This window comes from Campylobacter sp. RKI_CA19_01116, assembly GCF_025771405.1.
Classification (GTDB): Bacteria; Campylobacterota; Campylobacteria; order Campylobacterales; family Campylobacteraceae; genus Campylobacter_D.
In genome coordinates this window covers 1-23,942 of the sequence record NZ_JAKMQF010000003.1, presented here as the reverse complement: position 1 = coordinate 23,942, position 23,942 = coordinate 1, and the positions used below count along the sequence as shown (strand labels likewise).

Below are 23,942 nucleotides of genomic sequence, written 5' to 3'. Positions count from 1 at the left end.
AAAATGAAAAAAGTTTTAGTGCCTTTGGCAAAAGGTTTTGAAGAAGCTGAATTTATAGGTATAGCTGATGTTTTAAAAAGAGCAGGAGAAGCTAGTGGAAATTTAGAAGTAATTATTGCTTCACTAGATGATGAGCTTTTGGTACAAGGAGCTAATGGAATTTGCATAAGGGCTGATGTGAGTTTATCTAGTGTTGATCAAGAAAATTTAGACGCAATTGCTTTGGCGGGTGGATTTGAAGGTATGATGAATTTAAAAAATAATCAAGCTATCATAAAAATCATACAAGATTTACATGCTAAGAAAAAAATCGTAGCAGCTATTTGTGCTTCACCTATGGTGTTAGCTAAAGCAGGGGTGATAAATGGGGAGTTTTCTTGCTATCCTGGTTGTGAAGTAGGTATTGAAGGTGTAAGAGTAAATAAAGCAGTTGTGGTAAATGAAAATGTCATCACAGCAGCTGGGCCTGCTACAGCTATTTTGTTTGGTTTAGAGCTTGCTAAACATTTATGCTCAGAAGAAATTTATCAAAAACTTTATGAAGGTATGCTTGTTCCTTTAACAAAATAAACCCTCGCTAATGAGGGTTTAGCTTACATTTGTTTCATAAGCTTAGTGATTTCACCCTCATGAGGAAATCTATCTACTTCGCAGTTAAACAAGTCTTTTTTAGAGTAAATGATTTTGCCATCTACTTCTACTATAAAATGACCACCACCTTTTTCTATGGTAGAAATTTGCACATCTTTGAATTCATTTTGTATTTCTTCTGCAACCCTTGCAGCTTGTGGTTTGTAATTTCAAAGATTACAATAATAAATTTTTACTTCCATTTTTTACTCCTTTTTTGAAAGTAAGCTATTATACATTTTTTATGCTTGTAAGTTTTAAATTTAAGGTTTTTTTTTATAATAATAAAAAAATACAAGGGGAAATATGAGCCAATTTACACATTTGCATTTACACACGGAATATTCTTTACTTGATGGAGCAAATAAACTCAAAGAGCTTGCTAAAACGCTAAAAGCGCAAGGTGCAACAAGTGTTGCTATGACTGATCATGGAAATATGTTTGGGGCTATTGATTTTTATAAAACGATGAGGGCTGAGGGGATTAAACCTATCATAGGGCTTGAAGCGTATTTGCATAATCATGATGATTTAAGTGATAAAAGCTCAAGACAACGCTTTCATATTTGTTTGTTTGCTAAAAATGAAATTGGTTATAAAAATTTGATGTATTTAAGCTCGCAAAGCTATATACATGGTTTGTATTATTACCCAAGGATTAATAAAAAGCTATTAGAAGCACATAGTGAGGGTTTGATTTGCTCGTCTGCGTGTTTGCAAGGTGAGGTTAATTGGCATTTAAATACCAAAAATGAAAGAAATTTAAAATTTGGCGCAAAAGGTTATGAAGGCGCAAAAGAAGCTGCGCTTTGGTATAAAAAGGTTTTTGGAGATGATTTTTACCTTGAGATTATGCGTCATGGCATTGATGATCAAAAATTTATCGATGATTCTATCATCAAACTTGCTAAAGAGCTTGATATAAAAATCATCGCAACCAATGATACGCACTATACTTTTAAAGAAAGAGCAGCTGCGCATGAAGTATTTATGTGTATAGCTATGGGGGTTAAGCTTGATGATCCAGGGCGTTTAAGACATGAAGTGCATGAGTTTTATGTAAAAACACCAGAGCAAATGAGTGAGCTTTTTGCTGATATTCCTGAAGCCATTGAAAACACTCAAGAAATAGCTAATAAATGCAATCTAGAATTAAAACTAGGTGATCCAACACCACCAAATTTTAAATTTACCCGTGAATATGCGAAAAAATACGGCTTAAATTTAAGTCAAGAAGATCAAGAATTTAGCTTTGATAATGATGATATAGTTTTTGAGTATCTTTGTAAAAAGGGCTTGGAAGAAAGACTTCAATTTATCGATGAGAGTAAGCACCAAGAGTATAAAGATAGGCTTGATTTAGAAATTAGTATTATTAAAAATATGAAATTTTCAGGTTATATGCTAATCGTTCATGATTTTATCGCTGCAGCTAAGGAAAAAGATATACCAGTTGGCCCAGGGCGTGGGAGTGCTGCGGGGAGTTTGGTTTCGTATTGTTTGAAAATTACAGATTTAGATCCTATACCTTACAATCTTCTTTTTGAGAGATTTTTAAATCCTGAGCGTGTATCAATGCCCGATATTGACGTGGATTTTTGCCAAGATAGAAGAGGGGAGGTAATTGATTATGTTATTGATAAATACGGAGCTGAAAAGGTTGCGCAAGTCATTACCTTTGGTAAGCTTTTAGCAAAGGGAGTAATCCGTGATGTGGCTAGGGTTTGTGATATGAGCATACCTGATGCGGATGCTTTGGCAAAATTAGTTCCTGAAGAGCTAAAAATCACTTTAGAAAAAGCCTATGAGCAAGAACCAAAAATAGCTGAATTTGTAAATTCTCATCCAAAAGGGCGTCAGGTTTGGGACTTTGCTAAAGCACTAGAGGGTTTAAATAGAAACGCAGGTATGCATGCAGCCGGAGTTGTGATATCTAATGAAGCTTTGTGGAATAAAGCTCCACTGTTTAGACAAAGCAAAAACGATGAGCGTCATTTAGTTACGCAGTATTCTAAAGAATATCTTGAAGATGTAGATTTAATCAAATTTGACTTTTTGGGTTTAAAAACTCTTACAGTAATTGATAATGCGATTAAGCTAGTAAAAAAGCGCTATGGTAAAGATGTAATTTGGGAAAAGATTGATATGAATGATCCTAAGGTTTATAAAACCATACAAAGTGGTAATACCTTGGGCATTTTCCAAATAGAATCAGGCGGTATGCAAAGTTTAAATGCTAGGTTAAAGCCTGAAAGATTTGAAGATTTAATCGCGGTTTTAGCTTTATATAGACCAGGGCCACTTGATAGTGGGATGGTGGATGATTTTATCGATATCAAGCATGGTAGAAAGGCTGCAACTTATGCATTTGAAGATTTAAAACCTATACTTGAAAATACTTATGGGGTTATAGTTTATCAAGAGCAGGTTATGCAAATAGTGCAAAAAATCGGTGGTTTTTCTTTGGGCGGGGCTGATAATGTGCGCCGTGCTATGGGTAAGAAAAAAAGAGAAATTTTGGATAATCTTAAAGCAGAGTATCTAGAAGGAGCTAAAAAACAAGGCTATGATGAGAAAAAGGCTGATGATTTATTTGAGCTTATTTTGAAATTTGCTGAATATGGTTTTAATAAATCTCACTCAGCTGCTTATGCACTTATAACCTTTCAAACAGCGTATTTAAAGACTTATTATCCAAGTGAGTTTATGGCTGCACTTTTAACAAGTGAAGAAAGCAATGTAGATAAGGTCGCAAAATACATTGAAGAGATGAAAAGAATGAACATCAAGCTTTTGCCACCAAGCATTAACAAAGCCCAAAGAGAATTTAGTGCAACTAAGCTTGAAGATGGTTCTGAAGCTATTATTTATGGGCTTGGAGCGATTAAGAGTGTGGGAATTCCTGCGATAGAAAATATCATGGCAATTCGTAAAGAAGAGGGTTTTAGTGATTTTGATGATTTTATAAGTTCGATTGATCCAACTAAAATTAATAAAAAAACTATTGAAAATTTGGCAAAATCAGGTGCTTTTGATGAGTTTGGCTATACTAGAAAATGCTTAGTGGATAATCTTGAGCTTATTTCAGAAACAAGTAGGAAAATTGCTGAAGTTAAAAGAAACTCCACTGCTTCACTTTTTGGAGAAGAAGAAATAGCTGCAGATATCAAAGTAGGGCTTCATGATAGTAAAATAGAATTTGAACTAATGGAAAAACTAGGCTATGAAAAAGAAATCTTAGGAATTTATGTATCAGGCCATCCTTTAGATAAATTTGCAAGTCAAATAGAAGGCATAGAGTATTTTAAAAGTATGGACTTTGAAACACTCAAAGGCGAAGGTGAGCTTTTGGTTGTAGGAAAGATCGAAGATTTTAAATCGATGATGAGTAAAAGTGGTAAAAGATATGCCAAGGCTGTGATTTTAGATTTTTATTCTACTTTTGATATGATCATCTTTGAAGCCCAAGTAGAAAAAGTTGAGGCGCTTTTTAAAGAAAACAAAGATGAAGCCTTTGCCTTTTTACTAAGATATAAAAACAACGACAATGACTTAAGCTTTAGTTTAAATGAAATTTATACTCTAGAAGAAGCAAAGGAAAATGAGCTAAAATCTTTTAGTAAGAAAAAAAGCTTTGCAAAAAAAGAAAATAAAGAAGAATTTACCCAAGAGCCTATGAAATTTGAAGAAAATATCATAGAACTTGATATTAACAAGCTTAGTAAAGATATGGTGTATGAAATTTATGATCTAGCTAATACAAGGCACAATCCAAAAGATACTAATAACAAAAAGCTTGTGTTAAAAGTGCTTGATATGGGTAGTTGCTTGCTTTATCATACAAATTTTGTTCTCTCGCAAGAAGCTATGGATGTGATAGCTCAAAAATGTAAAGGTTAAAATATAGACATTAAAAGTCCATTTTATATAGTATAATTATATCAATACAATATAAAAAGGATAAAAAATGGCTTTAGCGGTTGAGACTATTCAAGATTATACCATCCAAAAAGGTAAAAAATCTTTTTGGATGTGTTTTAACATTCCAAATAATGATTTTCATGTCAATAAAACAAAACATAGTGATTTGTTTGACAAAGACAAGACAGATTATAAAGCTAGAGATGAATTTTTAGCTTTTATGAAAGAAAATTTTCCAAAAACAAAACTAACTATGGTATTTGATACGGCTCCGGTGGGGTATTTGTTGTATCCTTATTTGGGTAGTCTTGCTGTTGATTGTGAGGAAAATGATGAGGTTTATAAGGCTATAAACAAAAAATACGAAGATGAAAATTGCATGCCAAAATCCATGAATGCAGTTTTTTGGGAAATGAGTCTTGAAGTAGCTAAAGAACTACATGAGGCTAGGAAATTTGATTATGAAAATTTTTAAAGGTAAAAAATGCAAATACAAACTTATGTAAAAGAAGCTTTAGACAAAGCAGAGGTAATCATCATCACAGCTGGAGCTGGCATGGGAGTAGATAGTGGTTTGCCTGATTTTAGAGGAAAAGATGGTTTTTGGAGGGCTTATCCGCATTTGCAAAAACTAGACATAGACTTTGAACGCATGGCTAATCCTACAAATTTTTATACAAACGCACAGCTTGCTTGGGCTTTTTATGGACATAGATTTAAATTATACAAAGATACTAAGCCACATAAAGGTTATGAGATACTTTTAAAACTTGCAAAAAGCAAACAAGATTATTATGTCGTTACGACTAATGTAGATGGACATTTTAAAAAGGCTGGCTTTGATGAGAATAAGATTTATGAATTTCATGGAAATATAAATTATTTACAATGTTTTAATTATGCATGTGGTGATTTGATTTGGCAAATGCAAGAGGAATTAGATATAGATATGGAAAATTTCAAAGCCTTGTCTTTGCCAAAATGCCCTAGATGTCAAGGTTTAGCAAGGCCAAATATCTTGATGTTTAATGATGGTAGTTTTAATGATAGCCGTTATTTTTTACAAAAGCAAAGTTATAAAAACTGGCTTAAACCCTTAGAGGGTAAAAACATCTTGCTTATAGAGCTTGGAGCTGGTAAAGCTGTACCTAGTATGCGTATGTTTAGTGAGGATTTTTGTAAAAAAAGCAAAGCTAGAACACTTTTAAGGATCAATCCAAATGAGTGTGATTTTCCAAAGTTTTTTAGAAATGGCATAGGACTTAAGATGAAAGCTTTGAAAGCTTTGGAAATGATAGATAGCTTGATATAATAAGCTTAAAATTTAGAAAGGCTATAAATGAGTGATGAAAATAAAGTAAATTCTTGTGTTGTGAGTTTGAAAGAGTTGGTGTGTGGTAAAGTAGATGGTAAAAATGATCAAAATAAGGAAAAATCAAAGATATTTTCAGAAAATAATTTTTCTTTAAACATACCTGATTATCAACGCCCTTATGCTTGGGGGTATAGAGCAAGTTAAAATTCTCTTGAAGTAATCAAAGATAAAGCCTAAGGCTTTATCTTTTCATAAATTTAGCAAGGACTTTATTTTTGCTTCTTATCTTACGAAAATACTCTTTTGATAAGATATCTTTTAAAATTTTAGCATTGTTGTAGCTTAGATTAGTTTTTCTTTGTATGTAAGAAATGGCTTTATTTGCTAAATTTTTCTCTCTTGATTTTTTTATCAAAGCCTTATCTAAAGTAGCTATTTTAGGCATGTTTTTGATAAATTCTAGATACTCTTCTTTGCTTTCAAAGGGAGAATCTTCAAAACTAAACGGAACCTGACTTGGTATTTTTTTCTTTTTCATGTTTTCCTCCATATTTTTAAAATGATATTCTAGCATAAAATATAGACAATCTTAGTCTATAAAATTCTAATATAATTTCATTTTATAAAGGAAAGTGATGAAAGAAGTTAGGATTGTTATTGATGATGAATTTGATCATGTAAGAGATTTTCAAAATGGCTTTGCGGCGGTAAAAAAAGCTGGTAAGTATAGCTTTATAAATAGCAGTGGAGAATTAATTTGTGATTTTTTATATGATGAGGTTTTAAATTTTAGTCAAAATTTAGCAGGTGTTATGATAAATGACAAATGGGGTTTTATAGATACTAAGGCTAAGGTGGTAGTGGATCTTGTATATGATGATGTTTGTAGTTTTGTAAATGATTATGCACTTTTGCGACAAGGAAATGAAAATATCATCATAGATACTCAAGCAAATATCATTTTAAAGACTGAATATGATGGCATTATAAGACTCAGTGATAAGCTTTTTAAGATCAAAAAAGGCGATGTGTTTGCATTGATTGATCAGAATGGAAATTTTTTAAGTGATTTTGAGTTTTTAAGTATAAAAAGACTAAATGAAAAATTATTTTTATGCAAGCAAAAGATCAATGGCAAGGTTAAATGCGGAGTTTTGAATGAATTTGCAAAGCTTGTTTTAGAGGCTAAATTTGATGATATTAGCTTGATAAATGATGAGTATTTGCTAGTGTTTGATGGGTTTTTGTATGGTTTGTTTGATGTAAATTTAAATTGCATTTTTGATCCTATGTATAAGGATGTGAAATTTATAGCCAAAGATATGATCAAAGTCAGGGTAGGGACTAAATATACTTTGGTAGATAAAAACAAAAATGAGCTTAGTGAGAATAGTTTTGATTTTATGAAGATTATTGATGATGAGCTTGTTTTGTTTTTAGAAAATTCTAAATTTGGTTTCATGGATCAAAATGGGATGTTAATTTGTGAAGCTAAATTTGATGAAGTTGGAGAATTTGTTGGTGGATTGGCTTGCGTAAAGATAGCTAACAAATACGGCTTTATAGATAAAAATGCCAAAATCATCATCGATGTGATGTATGATGAGCTTAGGTTTTTTAGTGAGAATTTAGCAGCCTTTTGTGTAGAAGGAAAATGGGGTTTTATCAATACAAAAGGAAAAACCATCATAGAAGCAAAATACGATGATGTAAGTAACTTTAGCGAAGGTTTAGCTGTAGTAAAAAAAGATGGTAAATACGGCTATATTAATACAAAAGGAAAAATCATCATAGAAGCAAAATACGATGAGGTAAATAGCTTTAGCGAAGGCATAGCAAGTGTAAAAAAAGACAATAGATATTTTTTGATCAATCAAAATGATGAGATACTTTGTGAGCATGAGTATGAGTATATGTCCTGTTTTAGCTGTGGTTTGGCATTAGTTTTAACAAGTGATGGTTTTATTTATGTGGATAAAAATGCAAATATTGTTATAAAAGAGCATTTTGATGAGGCGTTTGATTTTAAAGAAGGTTTAGCACAAGTTTGTATAGATAATCAATGGGGTTTTATTAATACAAATGGAGAATTTGTGCTTGACTTGCAGTTTGAAAATGTAAATGATTTGGGCAATGGAATTTATGAGCTTAGTAAAAATGGACATAAATTTTACTTAGAATACAACGGAAAAATAACCCTTAATCCTTTTTCTCAAAGACAAATTGAATGTATAAGCAAGGATATAGGCTGGAGAATTTTAAGGTTGCTAGAGTTAAAAGTGTAAAGGAAAAATATGCGAGGAAATAATCTTAATGAAATGATAAGAATTTATGATAAATACATGTCTATTTATGGAGATAGTGGTGTGTTTAGACTAGATGATGATGATTTGTTGTATGCAAGTGAAATTTTAAATAAAGGAGGATTTTTTTGCTATGATGAGAAAATAGTTGATAGAGAGTATGATTTGATGTGTTATTTTGCTGTGATATTTTTACCTAAAAATGATTTAGCAAAACACGCTATTAAAATTTTAAAAACTTTGGAGAAAAATAGAGTTGGAGAACGCATGAAATTTTGGTTTTGCGATGATGAAAATTACGCTAAAATAAAAATTATTAGTTTATATATGGAAAGGAAATAAATATGGAAAATTTTTTAGAACAATTTAAGGAATTTAAGGAAAAAAACAAATCAAACTACAATCCTTTATTAAAGGTTTTGCCTGCTCATGATGAGGTGAATTTGCATAGTGGAATTTTAAAATCTTTACTTGATCCTAGTGAAAATCATAAACAAGGAAGATTATTTTTAGATTTATTTTTAAATGAGATAGGATTAAAAGATTGGTTTAGAGAAAGTGATGATGTAAAAGTCTTAAAAGAATATAAAAATATAGATATTTATATACATAATGGCACCAAACACATTATACTAGAAAATAAAATTTGGGCGAAAGATCAACATCAACAAATTGCTAGGTATATAGATACATTAAATAATGGAGAAAAGAAAGATATCACGGTGATTTATCTTACTCCATATGGCGATAGAGATCCTAGTGAGAATAGTTTAAATGGTTGGAATATAGAAAATGTTGAAAATGAATTATTCTTAAAAAGAGGCAACGATAAAGTGCTATATAGACAAATTTCTTATGAGAAAGAAATTTTAACTTGGTTAAAAAAATCTCAAGAAAAGGTTAAAAATTTTTGCAATTTAAACCAAACTATAGAATTTTACAAAGATGCTATAAATAATGTCATAGGCAATGGTAGTGATATAATAAGCTTTTTGCAAAAGGAAAGTAAAGTTGGTTTTGAACAATTGTTTAAAGATTTAGTTAATAATAAGTCAAAATTATTGCCAAAAATATCAATGTATGAAAGAGATTATATTATCAATAAGTTTTTAGAAGAAACTTGCAAAGTTTTTGATAATGATTTTAGCATTGATAATGGCTCAAGCTATATTCAATTTATACTCAAACCAAAGAATTTAAGTAATAATGATGTATATTTTGCTTTTGCTTGGTTTGATACTACAAATTCTAAAAATTGGAAAAATTTTGGAATCAGACTTATAGGTGATATATCACAAGGAGATAGAGAAAAAATTCAAGAGAAAATACCTGAATTTAACGGATACACTTTATCTAATTATATAGTTTTTGATGAAAAATCTACAGCAGAAACAATACGAGATTTTATTAAAAAAAATAAAGAAAAAATCAAAGAATTAAATGAAAAATTAAACGGAGTAAAAAACAATGAAAACACGTGATATTTTACTAGAAAAATGGAATGATTTTCATAAAAACTTATGTAGAGAATTTATCCATCATGAAGTTTTTAACAATTACAATGTAATAGAAGCTTTAAAAGAAAGTGAAAATTATCATTGTGAAGTAAAAACCATAGATGAAGAGATAGTGCTAAATCCACAAGCTAAAATTCATATTTTAAGTTTTAAGCTCAGTGATGATAGAAAACTAAAAATAATCAATCAGTTTTTAAAAAACAATAAATACACAGGATGTTATTATGATGTCTTTTATACAAATGAGGCAAATGTGTATGAGGTTTTAAAAATCGAATTTTAATCCATAGCTTTAAGCTATGGATTAAGCTTTTAAAATTTTTATCATGGTTAAATTTACAGCATTCTAGTAAGGCTTGATGGAGAGCTTTTTTTATTTTCACTTATATTTTGCATAGCTTCAAAACTTTGCATAGCTTCGCTTTTGTTATGGATTAAATTTAAATTTTTATAAGCTTGCTTTATATCAGGATTAAAGCTAGTAAAACTTTTTTATAAAACTTCCTTGCATTTTATAATGATTTTTATTAAAAAAGGTATCATAAGATCTTTGGTATTTTTTATATTTAACAAATGCTTGCAAAATTTAGGAAAAGCAAGTGCTAAATTTCTTATAACACCTTTTTTCAAAGCTTGCATTATAAGCAAGCACGCAAACATTTTAAATTAATTTAGGTTTTTTAGTTTTAATTCTTCGCCTTTTTTAAGTAAAAATAAATTCGTATCAAATTTTAATATCTCACTATAACAACAATTTTCATCTACATCTTCAAAACCTATGTAATCATATCCAACACCCTTAATAAGATCCAAGACAACATCATACTCTGTTTCTATAACCAAATTTCCTTGTTTATCTATAAAGCCATATTCTTCATTAAGCACAACTATAGCTAAACCTTCGCTAAAATCCCAAGCATAATCATACTTTGCTTCTATAACCAAATTTCCTTGCTTATCTATAAAGCCCCATTTTCCATTAAGCTCAATTCCAGCTAAACCTTCGTTAAAGCTTAAAGCATTATCATATTTTGCTTCTATAACTAAATTTCCTTGCTTGTCTACAAAACCACATTTTCCATTAAGCTTAACTCCGGCTAAACCTTCGCTAAAACCCAAAGCATTTTCATATTTTGCTTCTATGATGAAATTTCCTTTTTTATCTATAAAACCCCATTTTCCATTAAGCTTAACTCCAGCTAAACCTTCGCTAAAATTAAAAATATCATCATATTTTATTTCTATAACTAAATTTCCTTTTTTATCTATAAAACCCCATTTTCCATTAAGCTTAACTCCAGCTAAACCTTCGCTAAAACCCAAAGCATAATCATACTTTGCTTCTATGATGAAATTTCCTTTTTTATCTATAAAACCATATTTTCCATTAAGCTTAACTCCAGCTAAACCTTCGCTAAAACCCAAAGCATTTTCATATTTTGCTTCTATGATGAAACTTCCTTTTTTATCTATAAAACCATATTTTCCATTAAGCTCAACTCTAGCTAAACCTTCGCTAAAATTCCAAATACCATCATACTCTGTTTCTGCAACTAAATTTCCTTTTTTATCTATAAAACCCCATTTTCCATTAAGCTTAACTCCAGTTAAACCTTCGCTAAAATCCCAAGCATCATCATACTTTGCTTCTATGACTAAATTTCCTTGTTTATCTATAAAACCATATTTTTCATTAAGTTTAATTTTTGATAATTCTTCTTTTTCATTATAGCCAATTTCATCATATTCATTATTTATGATTATCTCCCCTTTTTTATCTATAAAACCATAGCCACATTTTCCATTAAGCTCAACTCTAGCTAAACCTTCGCTAAAACCCATAGCATAATCATATTTTGCTTCTATGATGAAATTTCCTTTTTTATCTATAAAACCCCATTTTCCATTAAGCTCAACTCTAGCTAAACCTTCGCTAAAATCATAAATATCATCATACTTTGCTTCTATAACTAAATTTCCTTGTTTATCTATAAAGCCATATTTTGTTTTTGTGCTACAAAATCCATATAAATCATCATTTAAGCTATAAATACTTCCAGCTATTTTTTTAGTATGTTTCCATTGATATCAAATAAGATCGAATCTTCTAAAAAACTTGCATAATACATTTCATCTTTTTTTATAACACCACAATTTGTTATTTTTTTGTTAGCAAGTTTTTTATCTAGTTTTAAAAGTGTTGTTTTCATGTGTTTTCCTTTTTAATTGATATGGTTATTATTATAATGTATTTTTATAGACTACTGCTGTCTAGTTTGATAATTTTTGCTTAGAGATTGATATAAAAACTCTAAGCAGTAACTTTTAATATAGTTATTATTTTACAAGCTCTTCTAAATGTTTTAAAATTTTTACCATGGCTAAGGTATCAAGTTTGCAGTATTCTAGTAAGGCTTGGCGGTAAGCTTTTCTTTCGTTTTCATCCATATTTTGCATAGCTTCAAAACTTTGCATAGCTTCGCTTCCATTATGGATTAAATTTAAATTTTTATAAGCTTGCTCCATATCAGGGATCAGAGCTGGTAAAACTTTTTTTATAGAATAACTTCCTTGCATTTTATAATGATAATAATCTTTATTTTGAAAAGGTATCATAAGATCTTTGATGTTTTTTTCTATATTTAACAAATGTTCGCTAAATTCAGGAAAAGCAAGTGCTAAATTCCTTATTACACCTTTTTCAAAACTTGCATTATAAGAAAGCACACAAACATCTTTCGGTATATCGTTGATTAAATTTTTTGCAAACTCATATCTTGGATCGATCCCACATTCGCTCAAAAATTCCTTATGTTCTAACTTGTCTTTATGGTCTATATGTAAAGAGTATTGAAAAGGAATTTGCATATAAGGTCTTATACCTTTATATTCAGGTATAGCTTGCATAAATGTTTCAAAATCTAAATGATATATAGGATAGGTTAGAGTATCTAAGAATTTTTTGATATTTTCTTTGTTTATATAGATTTCTTTATTAAGTGAAGCTTTGATTTGAATTTGTTGGTTTTTGGTAAAGATAGATAGATCATCTAAATCTTCAAAATTATAAGTATTTTGATAATAAAATTCAAAACTTTTTTTAAATTTTGGTATATTAAAAACATTTTCTTTTTCACATAAATTTCTTTGTTTAATCCAGCAATACTCATATCCATCGCACTCATAAGGATCAAAGCAATGTGTTCCTATGTCTATATCTGGCTCTTCTTTTTTGCTTAAAATTTCTTCAAAGTATTTTAAATTTTCTTTAACTTGGTTTTGATTTAATAAAACTTCTTTTGTGATATCATTGATCTTAAAAAGTTGATTTATATCAAGAAAATCACTTCTATAGTATTCATTGTTTAAATGTATCAGGTTAACTTGTTTGATTTTATAATTTAAATTTGATAAAACATAATACTGCAAAGCACAATCATCTATATAAACATCTTTTAAAGATGTAGAGCTTTTTACTTCATTTATGATCAAACCGTCTTTGGTATTTTGCAAAATATCTATCATGATCAAAATACCATCGTAGCAAAAAGTAGCTTCGTAAATCACTTCTTGGTTATTTTCTAATAGTTTTCTAGTTTGTTCGCATTTTTCATCAAAAGAACTACCTTCAAACTCTATCTTTACTCCATTTGGAAAAAGATTACAGGCTAGCTCGCCTACTTTATTACCTATGTCAGTTTTTGTTGATTTGTTAGATGAATTTAAAACATCTTTGTTGTAAGTATTTAACCAAAGAGATTTAGCACATTGTGCGCCTCTTGTGTATCTTGATTTTGAAAAAAACATTATTTACCTTTCTTTGTTGTTTTGTTTGAATTTTAGCCTATTTTATTAAAATAGGCTAGAGTATTATTTTTTCAAAGGTTTATCTCGCATTAGAGCATAAATTAGTCCGCTTGAAAAAGCAAAGCGTGCTAACGCATTTTGTTTTTCTTCTCTTCTTTGCGCTACGGTTTTAAGATTGCTTTTTCTAAAAACTGCAAAAATACTAAGTCCATACCATAATCCTAATGTTATTTTTAAAGGTAGTATTAAAATCATTAGTAATGGATTATTACGATTATCTCTTAGTGTTGTGTATGCTATATATAATACAACGCATGCCCATATAAAAGCAATGACACCCATAATCATTAGCGCAGTATCTCTTTCTATTCGCATTAGAAATAATGTCATAAAGATTATAAAGGCTAAAGGCAATACAGCAAATAATCCAACACACAAGCTAAGATCTATTGTATTTCTATATATAATCACTTTACCTTTTAATCCATAATACACAAGCACTGCGGCTATGATGATATATATTAAGATAGCTATGGTGATGATTATTGTATTGGTATAATCTTCTTGAGCTATTTTTGTGCTTGTATTATTATCTATAGTTTTTTCTATTGTTATATCTTGTTGTGCTGTTGTATAATTTACTTCAGCATTGGCAAAAGTAAAGCATATACACATTAACATGCTTAAAATTAAAAATAGTTTTTTCATTTTATTCCTTTGTTTTTGATTTGTTATTTTAAATTTTTATGTTGATTTTTATTTTTTAATACCTCCTTATGTTATAGATTTACAATAGTTTTTAATTTTGTTGTAATTATATGTTATTTTAACGGACGGTGTTTGTCTATTTTTTATTTTTTTATTTTGGTATAATTAACAATGCAAAAATTAAGTTATAATTATAAAAATCAAAACTAAGGAAAACAATGAGTGATTTAAAAACTAGATTAAACGAAAATAAAAATAAAAATTTTGCTTATTTTTTTGATAAAGATGGAAAATGTTATATTTATCATACTAAATTTGGTAGAGAAAGAAATAGTGTAATTTTAGAAAATGATGATATTGAATTAAGGTTTAAAGAATTAACCAAGAAAATTTATGAAGATAATAGTGAGGTATTTGATAAATTAAAAGGTGCTTTTGAGGAATATTTAAACGATTATAGTAATAAAAGTACTATACATATTAAATTTGATGAAAATGGTGAATTTTTAAAAACAAAAAGCAAAATTGTGGATAATTTTAGCGAAACATTTGGTAAAGAAAAAATAGACGAGATAGATTTCAATCAGGGTAATTTTAAAAAAGATATTTTTGAAAAATGGTGGGATAAAAGTATAAATAGTGCTAAAATGCAAGGTAATGCTACGAATTTATTAAAAGATGAAAAAAAATTAGTTGATAATCTTAAAATAATAAATGATGCAGTAAGTAATAGTAGCAATTTAACAGAATTATTAGTAGCACTTGATAAAGTGGAAGGCATGAAAGCTACTGCTAGAGAATTAGCATATTTTTTACAATTTAAAGATGATAAATTTCCACTTGCAAATGATGCTTCTGTAAATACCGCTAAGTACATCTTTGAGATATTAAATGAAAATCCAAAAGAATATAATTTTGATAATGAATGTAAAGAAGAAGTATATTTTGATTTTGTTTTGGAAAAACTTGAAGTAAAAAAAACAAATAATCTTCCAAGATATTATATTTTAGATCAATTTTTAAATTTGATTGATAAGATAAAAAAGTCTGATTTTGCTTTAATTACAAAAGAAAAATTAGCTGAAAATGATAAAAATCAAAGTGTGTATTATAAACTTTACGAGGTAGCCTATAGCTTTGCAAATTTATGTGGCAAGGCAGATATTAAAAGTAGTAATTTAAAAGGTTTTTTGGAGCTTTTAAGAACACATAAAAATATCATTTTTCATGGAATTCCTGGAACAGGAAAAACTTATACTATGGTTAATAATATAAAAAATCTTATTAGCAATGAAGAGCAGATGCTTATCACTCAATTTCACCCAAGTTTTTCTTATGAAGATTTTATAGAAGGTATTAAACCTGCAGGGATTGAAAATGGACAATTAAAACTTGAACTTAAAAATGGAATTTTTAGAGAATTTTGTGATAAAGCAAAAAAAGAAGAAAAAGGGTTTTTAGAAAAACTAGAAAAAGGAAATTTTAATGAAGCTCTAAGTGATCATGGGTATTTTTTCATAGCTGATGAGATTAACCGTGCGGAATTATCTAGGGTTTTTGGAGAATTACTTTATGCGCTTGAGTATAGAGGAGAAAAAGGCAAGATAAAAACACAATATGCCTCTATGAGAGATGATGAGGATTTTTATGTACCTGAAAATATGTTTTTACTAGGAACTATGAATGATTTAGATAAAAGCATAGATAGTTTTGATTTAGCACTTAGAAGACGTTTTATATGGCAAGAAATGACATGTGATTATGATGTAATAAAAAATGAAATTTATGCCAGCAATAACGAAGAATACGCACAAGCTTGTAAAAAATTAAACGATAAAATTAGTAAAGATATAGGTGAAAAATATCAACTTGGACATTCTTATTTTCTAAAAATTGAATTTAAAAATGATGAGATTAAAGATAGTGATATGAAAAAACTTTTTAGCAACCGCTTTGAAGCGCTTTTAAAAGAGTATTTAAGAAGCGAATATAATGAAAAAGAAATACAAACACACTTGGATAATTTAAAAAAACTTTTTGTTATAGAAAAAAACGATGATAAAAATAAATGATAATAGCTTTATAGAAATAGATCAAAAATCTTCAAGAATACAAGATTTTGATTTGTATTTTGAAGATTTTATAAAAAATGGAAATTTCTTTTCTTTTTTCAATGATGATGAAAAAATTTTAAGCAAAAATGCTAAAAATCCTATCATTTCATTGCGAACGATTGAAGAAAATAAAAGGCAAATTGCTAGTGGAAATTATATAGGAAAAATTTCTTATAATGGTTTGGAAGTTGAGATAAATTCCAGGTTTGGCAAGAAGTTTTTAGAAAGAATGCTAAATTTTGCTAATGATGTATTTGTCGATGATGTGAGTATTTATCAAGATGTAAAAAAGGAAAGCAATATAAGTGAGTTTATACTTTTTTATATCTTTGTGCAAAAACTTGAAAAAAGTTTTTTGATAGGTTTGCCTAAAAATTATCAAAGTAAAAAATACAACGATTTGCGCTTTAAGGGAAATATCGATATGGTTGAATTTATAAAACACAATATCCCTTTAAAAGCAAAGGTTGCTACAAAAACAAGAGAGCAAATAGAAGATGTGCATATTATTAATGTATTATACAAAGCATTAGAAGTCATAGAAAAGAAAAATTCAAGCTTTTTAAAAAATGTAAAGCATATAAAAACCTATTTAGTGCAAAATAAAAGCGAGCATTGTTTTATAAAAGAAAGTTTAAATAAAGCCTTTTCTAGCAAAGCCTTGAGAAATCAAAACTATCAAAACTACAAAGAGCTTTTAAAATATGCAAAAATGATCATAGAAAGTCAAAATTTTACTAGTAAAAATAAAAATGATCAAAAAAGTTATGGTTTTATCGTTAATATAGCAGAGCTTTTTGAAATTTATATAAGCAAACTTTTAAGAAATAATTTTGAAGAATATATGGTTGATTCTCCAAAGCTTGAAATTTATAAAAATAGCTTTTATAAACGCTATATAATACCTGATATTGTTTTGTCTAAAGATGATACATATATGGTTTTTGATACTAAATATAAAAGAATGAAAATGGAAGGTAGAAGCCAAAATGGTATGGGAGATTTAGACAGAAATGATTTATTTCAAATTCATACTTATATGGGGTATTATCAAAAGATAGGCAAGGTGCTTTTAGGTGGACTTTTATATCCTATGCAAGAATTTGAAAAAGCCAAATGCCATAGTGAAAATTCTATCCTTTCAGATGAGTATAAATTTATAGTTGATGGAATTTTTCTTGAAGATAGTCAAGATAAAGAAATCACTCTTGAGTATATTACCCAAAAAGAAACGCAATTTATAGAAAGGATCAAAGAGCTACTAAAACAATCATTTTAGTAGCTTAACAAAAGAAATCTTTCTTTCTATATCCTCGTGAGCGATAGAGTTTATTTCTAGTTTATAGGGTTTAAAATTTTTCGTGCTAATATTAGCAAATAAAATATCCAAACTCACATCTAAAAGTTTTTTTAAACCTTTTGAAAAATCATAATCTTTTAAATAAAAATTATTTCTTATCAAATTTTCATTTTGCTTTATAATTTCTAGCAATTCTTGCTCTTTAATATAAAACAACCCTTCTATAAGTATGTTTTGATAAGGTGAGATGTCATTGATGTTTAGCACTTTTTTATCTATCCAGCCATTTTTAGGAAAGGCATATGCACTTACAAGATGATAGAGTTTGCTTTTTGTATTTGTTTTTTTTAATTTATAGTATATTTTTGCATTATGTTTTATAAATTCAACAACACAAAAATGTTTAAAATCCGCATAATTTTGACTTAAAAAATTTTCAAAAGACAAAAGTTTGCTTTGAGTATTTACATCTAAAAAATATCCATTTTCTAAATGATAACTTTGGCTTAGTAGTTGTATATTTTCTGTATTTTGAATTTGTGTTTGGAAATTAAACTCATCATTATTTGTTTCGTATAATGCTTTAATGTGTTCTTTTGCTTTTATATCATTAAATCCAAACACAAAGCATTTGTGTATTGTTCCTTGAAGTGTTATGTTCATAGTTTTATCCTTTTCATAAAAATCCCATGTTGATTTTTTCATCATCTGACTTGAGTTTTGATTCTTTTTCTAATTTTTCTAAAAATTCATCGGCGTTTTTGATTATAAAAATTTTATTTTGTCTAAGAATTAGCGCAAAATCGCCCAAACAAATGTTTTGAAGTCTTAAGAGCCTTTTTGAAATTTGCTTTTTATCAAAGCTTAAATTTAATTCTTTAGCAAAAAAATCAAAAGCCTTTAAAAGCTTTTCTTGCTTTAATGCTTGAAATTCTATCTTTAGATCAAATCTTCTTATGCTAGCTTTGTCAAGGTTTTGTAGGTAGTTTGTAGAAGCTATGAAAATACCCTCAAAATTTTCCATTTGCATAAGCATTTCATTGACTAAGCTTTTTTCCCAGCTTTTATTTGCTTCGTCTCTACTATAAATTAACGCATCGATTTCATCAAGTTGTAAGATAGCATTATCATTAGAAGCTTTTTTGAAAATGTTTGCGATATTTTTTTCATTATTACCCACAAAAGGATCTAAAATATCACTAAGTTTATAAGAATGTAAAGTTTTGTTTAAAACATTAGCTAGTTCTTTGCCAAACTCGCTTTTTCCACTACCTGCTATGCCATAGCTTAAAATTCTCAAACTTGAATTTTTATCGATATTGTTTATTAGTTCTTGTAAATTTAAATCACATTCTATCAAGCTTAAATCGTATTTTTTGTCTTTTTTTGGTATTGAAATGCCCTGAAGTGATCTTGCTTTTAAATTTTCATTGATCAATCTTACAAATACTTCTTGACTTTTGCTTTTAAAGATCTTAGCATTGTTTGCACATTTTAAAATAACCCCTTGAGAAAGTTCAGGATGAGAAGCTATATTTTCTATAATGACCTCATCTATTTTTATATTTTTTTTATTAAATAACTTTTTTATATTTTGAATTTTCTTTTCTTTAGGCATACTTTCAAGCTCTAAAATCACATCAAAACGCCTCAAATACGCCTCATCCATGTCTTTAGAATTTGATAAAAATACACAAATGCCATTTTCTTCATCTAAGATTTTATTGATTTTTAATTTCTCTTTTAAAGAATCATAGCAAAGACTATCCTCGCACTCATCAAAGACTATCATTTGTTTTTTTGGATTGAGTATCTTTTTAAGTGCGTAAAAATTTGAAATTCTACTTGATTTTTTATCATTTTCGCAATCTTTAACACACAATGCTTCTTTTCCAAGCTCTTTAGCTATGAGTGCGCTAAGCTCGTTTTTGCCTACGCCTGCTTTTCCATATATAAAAATATTTCCTTTTTGGCGTTTTTTTAAAAAAGTAATGATGGTATTTAATTCCTCTTGTATATAGTCAAAATCACTCAAATTTAGTCTAGTTTTAGGTAAAAAATAAGAAAACTCACCCATAAGTGTAGTTTTGCTAATATCTTGAGTGAAAATGCTTTCAAAATTATTTACATCTATACCAAAGGCATCGCTATCATAATAACACAAGACATCTAGCTTAAAAAGCATAGAATCATCACTTAAGGCTTTATTGACATCTTTTGAAGTGTGGTTGAAAATTTTTTCTATGATCTTTTTGCCCAAAGCAGTGCTATAACCTTGGTGTAGGGCAAATCTACCTTTGTTTGCATAGTAAAAAAACGCAAACACATCACATTCTGCTTGAGTAAAATTTAAGTATTTTTTAAGATAACTTAGATTTTTCTTTAAAAAGCTAGGATAGATAAATTTGGAGTATTGTTTATAGATAAAACTAGGGATTTTATTATCTTTTTCTAGTGTATCTTCAAATTCGCTGTAAAAATCTTTTTTGATTTGTTTGCTGTTTGAGAGCATTTGTGCGTGTAGTGAGATGACTTTTACATTATGTGAGTAATAATCAAAATCCGCAATGTGAGTAAGAGTAGAAGTATTTGTTTGCATTATAAACCTTTAAACTAAGATATATAATGCAATTATAAACAAAATAACTAGACTTTAGTTGTCTAGTTATGAATAATTATTAATATCATTGCTATGTGTGTATCTATCATAAGCTAGTCTTGGTAAAAAGACTATGTGTTTTAAATTTAGGCTTTGTTTTAAAGTATGGATAATGCTTTCCTTGCTAAGTGTTGGATTGGCTAAAAATTTTCTCACACATAAAGGCAACATCATGTTTTCTTATGAAATTACCTCCATCAAGGATTAAATTTAAGTGATTTTTTAAAGGTTTTATAGTGGTTTTTAAATGTGGATAATTTCTAAGATAATCAGGATCATAAATATAACTTGTCGCCGTATTTTCATACACTAAAGGCATGAAATCTCTTAACCATATATCATTACTTGGAATTTCTTTAAAAGTGATGTTAAATTGAGCAAAATTTCGCACAAGATTTTGATAAATTATTTTATGTTTTGATGATAAAAGTGTAGAAATAGCTATCATTCATCGCTCTTTTGCATGCTTAAAACTAATAACTCATCATCATAAATAATGTCATATTGTAAGATATCTCCCCAAAGCTTTAATTTGCCTTGTGAATTTTCATAATGCTTTATAGCTAGTTCTTTGAGTTTTTGCATGATTTGTGTTTTATCAAGATAGAGCATATCATTGCTAATAGGAAATTTAAGCACGCGTAAATGAGATAAAAACATCAAAGTATGCAAAGGTTCGCTTTTGCGTTTAAAATTTGTTTTTATGATGGCTTTTGCTTCTTGTAATTTTGTGTATTTATCTTTTAATAAAATACTTTGTTCTAAAATTGAATTCAAAATTTCTTTATCTAAAATAAAATCAAATTTTTGCATAAATTCTAAAGAGGAATTTACCATATCATAATGTCCTTTTAAAAGCCATTCTTGTATGCTTTCGCATTCTAAAAACAAAGTTTTTGTTTTAGTAAATTTTTCTACATTGTTATAACCAAATTTCTTTGCAAGTAAAGTCTCATCGGTGTGAGTTAGGATGTGTTTCATGGTTTGAAGCATTTTTATCCTTTTTTTGAATGATTTGAAAAATCATAGCTAAAAAAAGCAGACAATGGTAGTCTATATTTTTGTAGTATAATTGTGAAAATTATTTTAAAGGCATTGTGAATGAAAAATTTTATTGAAGAATTATTAAGGGTTAATGATAAATTTGAAGAAAATACCAAAAAAGGCATGAGTGATATAAATATTTTTGAATCTTTGGGCGTACAAGAAATGGAAATTTATCATTCTAAATTTATAGCTTATTTGATAGATCCACATGATGATCATTATCAAGAGCTTTTTGCAAATGAGTTTTTAAAAAAGCTTGGAAGATACACAAAGGCTAAGAAATTTAAAAATCTTACAGCCCATGATATAGAAAGCGTAGAAACAGAAGCTTGTACAAAAGATAATAGAAGGATCGATATACTTATAAGTTTAAAAGATAAAAGATATATCATCATCGAAAATAAACTTAAAGCAAAAGATCAGCCAAATCAACTCAAAGACTACATAAAACACATAAAAGAAAAAGTTAAAAACAATGAAATTGATAAAAAATTTTATAGAAAATGACACGATTAAAAAAGCTTTAAATGAAGCTAAGAAAGTATTAAAATCCTGACAAATAAGCAATCATTTGCTTATTTGATCGAGGTATTCTCTAACTACTTCTTTGACTTTAATTGCTATAAAATCAGGTTCTAAAACCTTTACATAAGGTATGTAATAATACACTAAAGGTAAAATTTCCATTTCATGAGTTATCTCAAGCTCTATTTCTATGGAGCCATCTTTGTCTTTACCAGTGATGATTTGTGAATTTAGAGGCTTTCTTTCAAAGTATTTTCGTATAGGTTCTTCTACTAAAAGCCTTACTGTAAAAGGCTTATCAAGGCTAAACCATATAGAATTTACTCTTTGAAGTTTTACTTCTAAACTTTCATCGGTTTGAAAATGCTCTTGGGTTAGGGTGATGTTTTGGATATTTTTTAAATAAAATTTTTTGAAAATATCACGTTTTTTCATATCAAAAGCAAGCAAATACCAAAATCCACTAAAAAAAGCTAGTTTTAAAGGTTTTACTTGGAAAAGTTTATTTTCATATTTAAAGACAATTTGTGTTTTGGTGTTGATGGCTTGTTCAAGAATTTGAAAATTGCTTAAATCTTTTTCTTCTAGCTTTTCTGCATCTAGGCTAGTATGGATGGGGTTAGAGATATTTTGAGAAAGTTTAGAAAGTAGGGGATGAGCCTTAGCATAAAAGCTATTTCCGGCACTTTTTGCCATGGTATCAAGCACTTCAAGGATTATTTTTTCATCATCTTGCTCTTGAATGTCTTTGCTTGTATCAATACGCCATTTTCTTCCATTTTTAATAAGCCCCATAGGCTCAAAAACCCCTTGCATATCTCTTTTTATGGTTTTAGCGCTTACATTGAGTTCTTGGGCTAGTTCTTTTATGGTTATGCCATTTTCAGACTTTACTAATTTTTCATATAAAACTTCAAGGCGTGTTAGTTTGGAATTTGCGATGTATTTTTTAAGATCTTTCATGATTTTTCTCTAAATTTTTTAAAAATATTAACAATAATTGCTTTATAAACAAATAAAGTCTAGTTTATAAACGCTGTAAAACTTATAGTTTGGAAATGAAAGTTTATTTAGAAAACAATGTTTGAGAGTAAAAGATAATAAATATATAATTATTAGAATACAGAAGGTTGTAATTTACTAGGTTTAATTAAGAGTGATGAAAGTGTCGGTCAAAGCAGACAAGCTTGTAAAAAATTATATGATTTGCTATATCAACAAGATTTATCAAATATAAAATTAGAAATCACGAATAAATTTTAGAAAGGAGTAAGCTTAGAGTAGGTTACCACATAATCCCCCTAAAAAAGGGGACAAGGTTAATAAGCCTTGACTATAATTATACAAAGTAGTATAATTATAAAGATTATGTGGATTATATAGCTCAAATTTAATCACCTACTTTCTAGGGTTAGATTAAGCCATAGGGGGTCAGACCTACGGCTAACCCTTGAAAGTATTATACAAAAACCTACTTTAAACTACAAATAATATGTCATTTTTATTTAACAATACAAAGCTTTATATTGCTTTAGCTCTAATGCTTATACTTAATGTATTTTTATATCTTAAGCTAGATAACACAAACGCAAAATTAGAAAAAAGTCAAAGTGATTTAAATTTAGCTTTGAGTGTAAATAATGAACTCACAAAAATTACTCAGGAGTTGAAAACAAGACACGAACAAGAGCTAAAAGCACTCTTTCATGCAAATACTCAAAAAAATCAAATCAAAACAAGGGTTGATGATGTTAAAAACTATATATCCAAAAGCAATGAAACTAATACCACTAAGCTTTTTAATGTTATGCTTGATAGGCTGTGGGAGCAAAACACAAGTATTAACCAAAATACAAATTCAAAAAGTGTAAATACTAATTGAAGTATAAAAAATGTAGTTGAAAATTTTTTAAATAGTGTTATGTTGCATTATAATATACTACTTTCTTTTGGATTTTTAGTATATGTTGTGACAATATATCATTTATTGAAATTACCATTCCAAAAGCTAAGAGATAATTTAGCGATAGATTCTAGCAATGATGGTTTTAACGGATAATAAGTATCAATGCGCTCCATTTCCTTGTATAGAGGGT

General features: G+C 28.4%; 23 protein-coding genes and 1 pseudogene. 13 read left to right on the top strand and 11 right to left on the bottom strand.

Annotated features, from left to right (window positions below):
* Nucleotides 1-3: 3 nt before the first annotated feature.
* The gene (locus L8U41_RS02895) at nucleotides 4-570 is read left to right on the top strand and encodes a DJ-1 family glyoxalase III (protein ID WP_263678634.1); all 567 of its coding nucleotides are present in this window, start codon (nucleotides 4-6) and stop codon (nucleotides 568-570) included.
* Between the two features lie 23 nt (nucleotides 571-593).
* On the opposite strand, the gene L8U41_RS02890 is transcribed toward L8U41_RS02895, so the two are convergent.
* Nucleotides 594-833, bottom strand: coding sequence for a SelT/SelW/SelH family (seleno)protein (locus L8U41_RS02890; protein WP_255349556.1), 240 nt, complete (start codon nucleotides 831-833; stop codon nucleotides 594-596).
* Between the two features lie 103 nt (nucleotides 834-936).
* Here L8U41_RS02890 and dnaE point away from each other — a divergent pair, with 103 nt between their 5' ends.
* From dnaE to L8U41_RS02870, 4 genes are all read left to right on the top strand, one after another.
* Nucleotides 937-4,530: a DNA polymerase III subunit alpha gene (dnaE, locus tag L8U41_RS02885; RefSeq protein ID WP_263727770.1), complete on the top strand. Its 3,594-nt coding sequence runs from the start codon at nucleotides 937-939 to the stop codon at nucleotides 4,528-4,530.
* Between the two features lie 67 nt (nucleotides 4,531-4,597).
* The gene (locus L8U41_RS02880) at nucleotides 4,598-5,026 is read left to right on the top strand and encodes a hypothetical protein (RefSeq protein WP_263682185.1); all 429 of its coding nucleotides are present in this window, start codon (nucleotides 4,598-4,600) and stop codon (nucleotides 5,024-5,026) included.
* A 9-nt stretch (nucleotides 5,027-5,035) separates the two neighbouring features.
* Entirely contained in the window at nucleotides 5,036-5,863 is an 828-nt protein-coding gene (locus L8U41_RS02875) for an SIR2 family NAD-dependent protein deacylase (protein ID WP_263727769.1), read from the top strand.
* Between the two features lie 27 nt (nucleotides 5,864-5,890).
* Nucleotides 5,891-6,070 carry a DUF262 domain-containing protein gene (locus tag L8U41_RS02870; RefSeq protein ID WP_263727768.1) on the top strand — a complete coding sequence of 60 codons (180 nt, stop codon included), beginning with the start codon at nucleotides 5,891-5,893 and terminating at the stop codon, nucleotides 6,068-6,070.
* A 37-nt stretch (nucleotides 6,071-6,107) separates the two neighbouring features.
* Here the strand turns inward: L8U41_RS02870 and L8U41_RS02865 are convergent, their stop codons facing one another.
* The gene (locus L8U41_RS02865; RefSeq protein WP_263692525.1) at nucleotides 6,108-6,404 is read right to left on the bottom strand and encodes a hypothetical protein; all 297 of its coding nucleotides are present in this window, start codon (nucleotides 6,402-6,404) and stop codon (nucleotides 6,108-6,110) included.
* A 97-nt stretch (nucleotides 6,405-6,501) separates the two neighbouring features.
* On the opposite strand from L8U41_RS02865, the gene L8U41_RS02860 reads away from it, so the two are divergent.
* The 4 genes from L8U41_RS02860 to L8U41_RS02845 are packed head-to-tail and all read left to right on the top strand — an operon-like array spanning nucleotide 6,502 to nucleotide 9,969.
* Nucleotides 6,502-8,151, top strand: a complete 1,650-nt coding sequence (locus L8U41_RS02860) for a WG repeat-containing protein (RefSeq protein WP_263727767.1) — start codon at nucleotides 6,502-6,504, stop codon at nucleotides 8,149-8,151.
* Between the two features lie 9 nt (nucleotides 8,152-8,160).
* Nucleotides 8,161-8,511 (top strand): hypothetical protein, encoded by a 351-nt coding sequence (locus L8U41_RS02855; protein ID WP_115645616.1) that lies wholly within the window; start codon nucleotides 8,161-8,163, stop codon nucleotides 8,509-8,511.
* A 2-nt stretch (nucleotides 8,512-8,513) separates the two neighbouring features.
* On the top strand, nucleotides 8,514-9,650 hold the full coding sequence (locus L8U41_RS02850; RefSeq protein ID WP_263727766.1) for a PD-(D/E)XK nuclease family protein: 1,137 nt from the start codon (nucleotides 8,514-8,516) through the stop codon (nucleotides 9,648-9,650).
* On the top strand, nucleotides 9,637-9,969 hold the full coding sequence (locus tag L8U41_RS02845) for a hypothetical protein (protein ID WP_115645612.1): 333 nt from the start codon (nucleotides 9,637-9,639) through the stop codon (nucleotides 9,967-9,969). Before L8U41_RS02850 ends, L8U41_RS02845 begins: the two co-directional genes overlap by 14 nt.
* 383 nt (nucleotides 9,970-10,352) lie before the next feature.
* Here the strand turns inward: L8U41_RS02845 and L8U41_RS02840 are convergent, their stop codons facing one another.
* The 4 genes from L8U41_RS02840 to L8U41_RS02825 all read right to left on the bottom strand — a co-directional run bounded on the left by L8U41_RS02840 (nucleotide 10,353) and on the right by L8U41_RS02825 (nucleotide 14,201).
* Nucleotides 10,353-11,678 carry a WG repeat-containing protein gene (locus tag L8U41_RS02840; RefSeq protein ID WP_263727877.1) on the bottom strand — a complete coding sequence of 442 codons (1,326 nt, stop codon included), beginning with the start codon at nucleotides 11,676-11,678 and terminating at the stop codon, nucleotides 10,353-10,355.
* Between the two features lie 68 nt (nucleotides 11,679-11,746).
* Nucleotides 11,747-11,896 carry a hypothetical protein gene (locus tag L8U41_RS02835; RefSeq protein WP_263727765.1) on the bottom strand — a complete coding sequence of 50 codons (150 nt, stop codon included), beginning with the start codon at nucleotides 11,894-11,896 and terminating at the stop codon, nucleotides 11,747-11,749.
* A 127-nt stretch (nucleotides 11,897-12,023) separates the two neighbouring features.
* On the bottom strand, nucleotides 12,024-13,493 hold the full coding sequence (locus tag L8U41_RS02830; RefSeq protein ID WP_263727764.1) for a DUF2779 domain-containing protein: 1,470 nt from the start codon (nucleotides 13,491-13,493) through the stop codon (nucleotides 12,024-12,026).
* Nucleotides 13,494-13,556: 63 nt separating this feature from the next.
* Entirely contained in the window at nucleotides 13,557-14,201 is a 645-nt protein-coding gene (locus L8U41_RS02825) for a hypothetical protein (protein ID WP_263727763.1), read from the bottom strand.
* Nucleotides 14,202-14,419: 218 nt separating this feature from the next.
* Here L8U41_RS02825 and L8U41_RS02820 point away from each other — a divergent pair, with 218 nt between their 5' ends.
* Both L8U41_RS02820 and L8U41_RS02815 read left to right on the top strand, forming a co-directional pair.
* The gene (locus tag L8U41_RS02820; RefSeq protein ID WP_263708202.1) at nucleotides 14,420-16,273 is read left to right on the top strand and encodes an McrB family protein; all 1,854 of its coding nucleotides are present in this window, start codon (nucleotides 14,420-14,422) and stop codon (nucleotides 16,271-16,273) included.
* The gene (locus L8U41_RS02815) at nucleotides 16,257-17,594 is read left to right on the top strand and encodes an McrC family protein (RefSeq protein ID WP_263727762.1); all 1,338 of its coding nucleotides are present in this window, start codon (nucleotides 16,257-16,259) and stop codon (nucleotides 17,592-17,594) included. The genes L8U41_RS02820 and L8U41_RS02815 overlap by 17 nt, the downstream gene beginning before the upstream one ends.
* Here L8U41_RS02815 and L8U41_RS02810 read toward each other — a convergent pair.
* The 4 genes from L8U41_RS02810 to L8U41_RS02795 all read right to left on the bottom strand — a co-directional run bounded on the left by L8U41_RS02810 (nucleotide 17,586) and on the right by L8U41_RS02795 (nucleotide 21,267).
* Nucleotides 17,586-18,278 (bottom strand): hypothetical protein, encoded by a 693-nt coding sequence (locus tag L8U41_RS02810; RefSeq protein ID WP_263727761.1) that lies wholly within the window; start codon nucleotides 18,276-18,278, stop codon nucleotides 17,586-17,588. The two genes, L8U41_RS02815 and L8U41_RS02810, sit on opposite strands and share 9 nt — an antisense overlap.
* A gap of 13 nt (nucleotides 18,279-18,291) precedes the next feature.
* Nucleotides 18,292-20,214, bottom strand: a complete 1,923-nt coding sequence (locus tag L8U41_RS02805) for an AAA family ATPase (RefSeq protein WP_263727760.1) — start codon at nucleotides 20,212-20,214, stop codon at nucleotides 18,292-18,294.
* Nucleotides 20,215-20,398: 184 nt separating this feature from the next.
* Nucleotides 20,399-20,722 (bottom strand): agmatine deiminase family protein, encoded by a 324-nt coding sequence (locus L8U41_RS02800; RefSeq protein ID WP_263727759.1) that lies wholly within the window; start codon nucleotides 20,720-20,722, stop codon nucleotides 20,399-20,401.
* Entirely contained in the window at nucleotides 20,719-21,267 is a 549-nt protein-coding gene (locus tag L8U41_RS02795; RefSeq protein WP_263727758.1) for a hypothetical protein, read from the bottom strand. Before L8U41_RS02795 ends, L8U41_RS02800 begins: the two co-directional genes overlap by 4 nt.
* A gap of 108 nt (nucleotides 21,268-21,375) precedes the next feature.
* Between L8U41_RS02795 and L8U41_RS02790 the strand changes: the two are divergent.
* A pseudogene (locus L8U41_RS02790) lies at nucleotides 21,376-21,801 on the top strand (PD-(D/E)XK nuclease family protein); the annotation flags it as partial.
* Nucleotides 21,802-21,888: 87 nt separating this feature from the next.
* Here the strand turns inward: L8U41_RS02790 and L8U41_RS02785 are convergent.
* Nucleotides 21,889-22,809 carry a helix-turn-helix transcriptional regulator gene (locus tag L8U41_RS02785; RefSeq protein ID WP_263727756.1) on the bottom strand — a complete coding sequence of 307 codons (921 nt, stop codon included), beginning with the start codon at nucleotides 22,807-22,809 and terminating at the stop codon, nucleotides 21,889-21,891.
* Between the two features lie 529 nt (nucleotides 22,810-23,338).
* Here L8U41_RS02785 and L8U41_RS02780 point away from each other — a divergent pair.
* Nucleotides 23,339-23,728 (top strand): hypothetical protein, encoded by a 390-nt coding sequence (locus L8U41_RS02780; protein ID WP_263725442.1) that lies wholly within the window; start codon nucleotides 23,339-23,341, stop codon nucleotides 23,726-23,728.
* Nucleotides 23,729-23,942 lie beyond the last annotated feature (214 nt).

What these genes read in the sequence shown, in the direction of transcription:
- L8U41_RS02895 (WP_263678634.1), top strand. Translation starts at nt 4, where the DNA reads ATGAAAAAAGTTTTAGTGCCTTTGGCAAAAGGTTTTGAAGAAGCTGAA.
- dnaE (WP_263727770.1), top strand. Translation starts at nt 937, where the DNA reads ATGAGCCAATTTACACATTTGCATTTACACACGGAATATTCTTTACTT.
- L8U41_RS02880 (WP_263682185.1), top strand. Translation starts at nt 4,598, where the DNA reads ATGGCTTTAGCGGTTGAGACTATTCAAGATTATACCATCCAAAAAGGT.
- L8U41_RS02875 (WP_263727769.1), top strand. Translation starts at nt 5,036, where the DNA reads ATGCAAATACAAACTTATGTAAAAGAAGCTTTAGACAAAGCAGAGGTA.
- L8U41_RS02870 (WP_263727768.1), top strand. Translation starts at nt 5,891, where the DNA reads ATGAGTGATGAAAATAAAGTAAATTCTTGTGTTGTGAGTTTGAAAGAG.
- L8U41_RS02865 (WP_263692525.1), bottom strand. Translation starts at nt 6,404, where the DNA reads ATGAAAAAGAAAAAAATACCAAGTCAGGTTCCGTTTAGTTTTGAAGAT.
- L8U41_RS02860 (WP_263727767.1), top strand. Translation starts at nt 6,502, where the DNA reads ATGAAAGAAGTTAGGATTGTTATTGATGATGAATTTGATCATGTAAGA.
- L8U41_RS02855 (WP_115645616.1), top strand. Translation starts at nt 8,161, where the DNA reads ATGCGAGGAAATAATCTTAATGAAATGATAAGAATTTATGATAAATAC.
- L8U41_RS02850 (WP_263727766.1), top strand. Translation starts at nt 8,514, where the DNA reads ATGGAAAATTTTTTAGAACAATTTAAGGAATTTAAGGAAAAAAACAAA.
- L8U41_RS02845 (WP_115645612.1), top strand. Translation starts at nt 9,637, where the DNA reads ATGAAAACACGTGATATTTTACTAGAAAAATGGAATGATTTTCATAAA.
- L8U41_RS02835 (WP_263727765.1), bottom strand. Translation starts at nt 11,896, where the DNA reads ATGAAAACAACACTTTTAAAACTAGATAAAAAACTTGCTAACAAAAAA.
- L8U41_RS02830 (WP_263727764.1), bottom strand. Translation starts at nt 13,493, where the DNA reads ATGTTTTTTTCAAAATCAAGATACACAAGAGGCGCACAATGTGCTAAA.
- L8U41_RS02825 (WP_263727763.1), bottom strand. Translation starts at nt 14,201, where the DNA reads ATGAAAAAACTATTTTTAATTTTAAGCATGTTAATGTGTATATGCTTT.
- L8U41_RS02820 (WP_263708202.1), top strand. Translation starts at nt 14,420, where the DNA reads ATGAGTGATTTAAAAACTAGATTAAACGAAAATAAAAATAAAAATTTT.
- L8U41_RS02815 (WP_263727762.1), top strand. Translation starts at nt 16,257, where the DNA reads ATGATAAAAATAAATGATAATAGCTTTATAGAAATAGATCAAAAATCT.
- L8U41_RS02810 (WP_263727761.1), bottom strand. Translation starts at nt 18,278, where the DNA reads ATGAACATAACACTTCAAGGAACAATACACAAATGCTTTGTGTTTGGA.
- L8U41_RS02805 (WP_263727760.1), bottom strand. Translation starts at nt 20,214, where the DNA reads ATGCAAACAAATACTTCTACTCTTACTCACATTGCGGATTTTGATTAT.
- L8U41_RS02800 (WP_263727759.1), bottom strand. Translation starts at nt 20,722, where the DNA reads ATGATAGCTATTTCTACACTTTTATCATCAAAACATAAAATAATTTAT.
- L8U41_RS02795 (WP_263727758.1), bottom strand. Translation starts at nt 21,267, where the DNA reads ATGCTTCAAACCATGAAACACATCCTAACTCACACCGATGAGACTTTA.
- L8U41_RS02785 (WP_263727756.1), bottom strand. Translation starts at nt 22,809, where the DNA reads ATGAAAGATCTTAAAAAATACATCGCAAATTCCAAACTAACACGCCTT.
- L8U41_RS02780 (WP_263725442.1), top strand. Translation starts at nt 23,339, where the DNA reads ATGTCATTTTTATTTAACAATACAAAGCTTTATATTGCTTTAGCTCTA.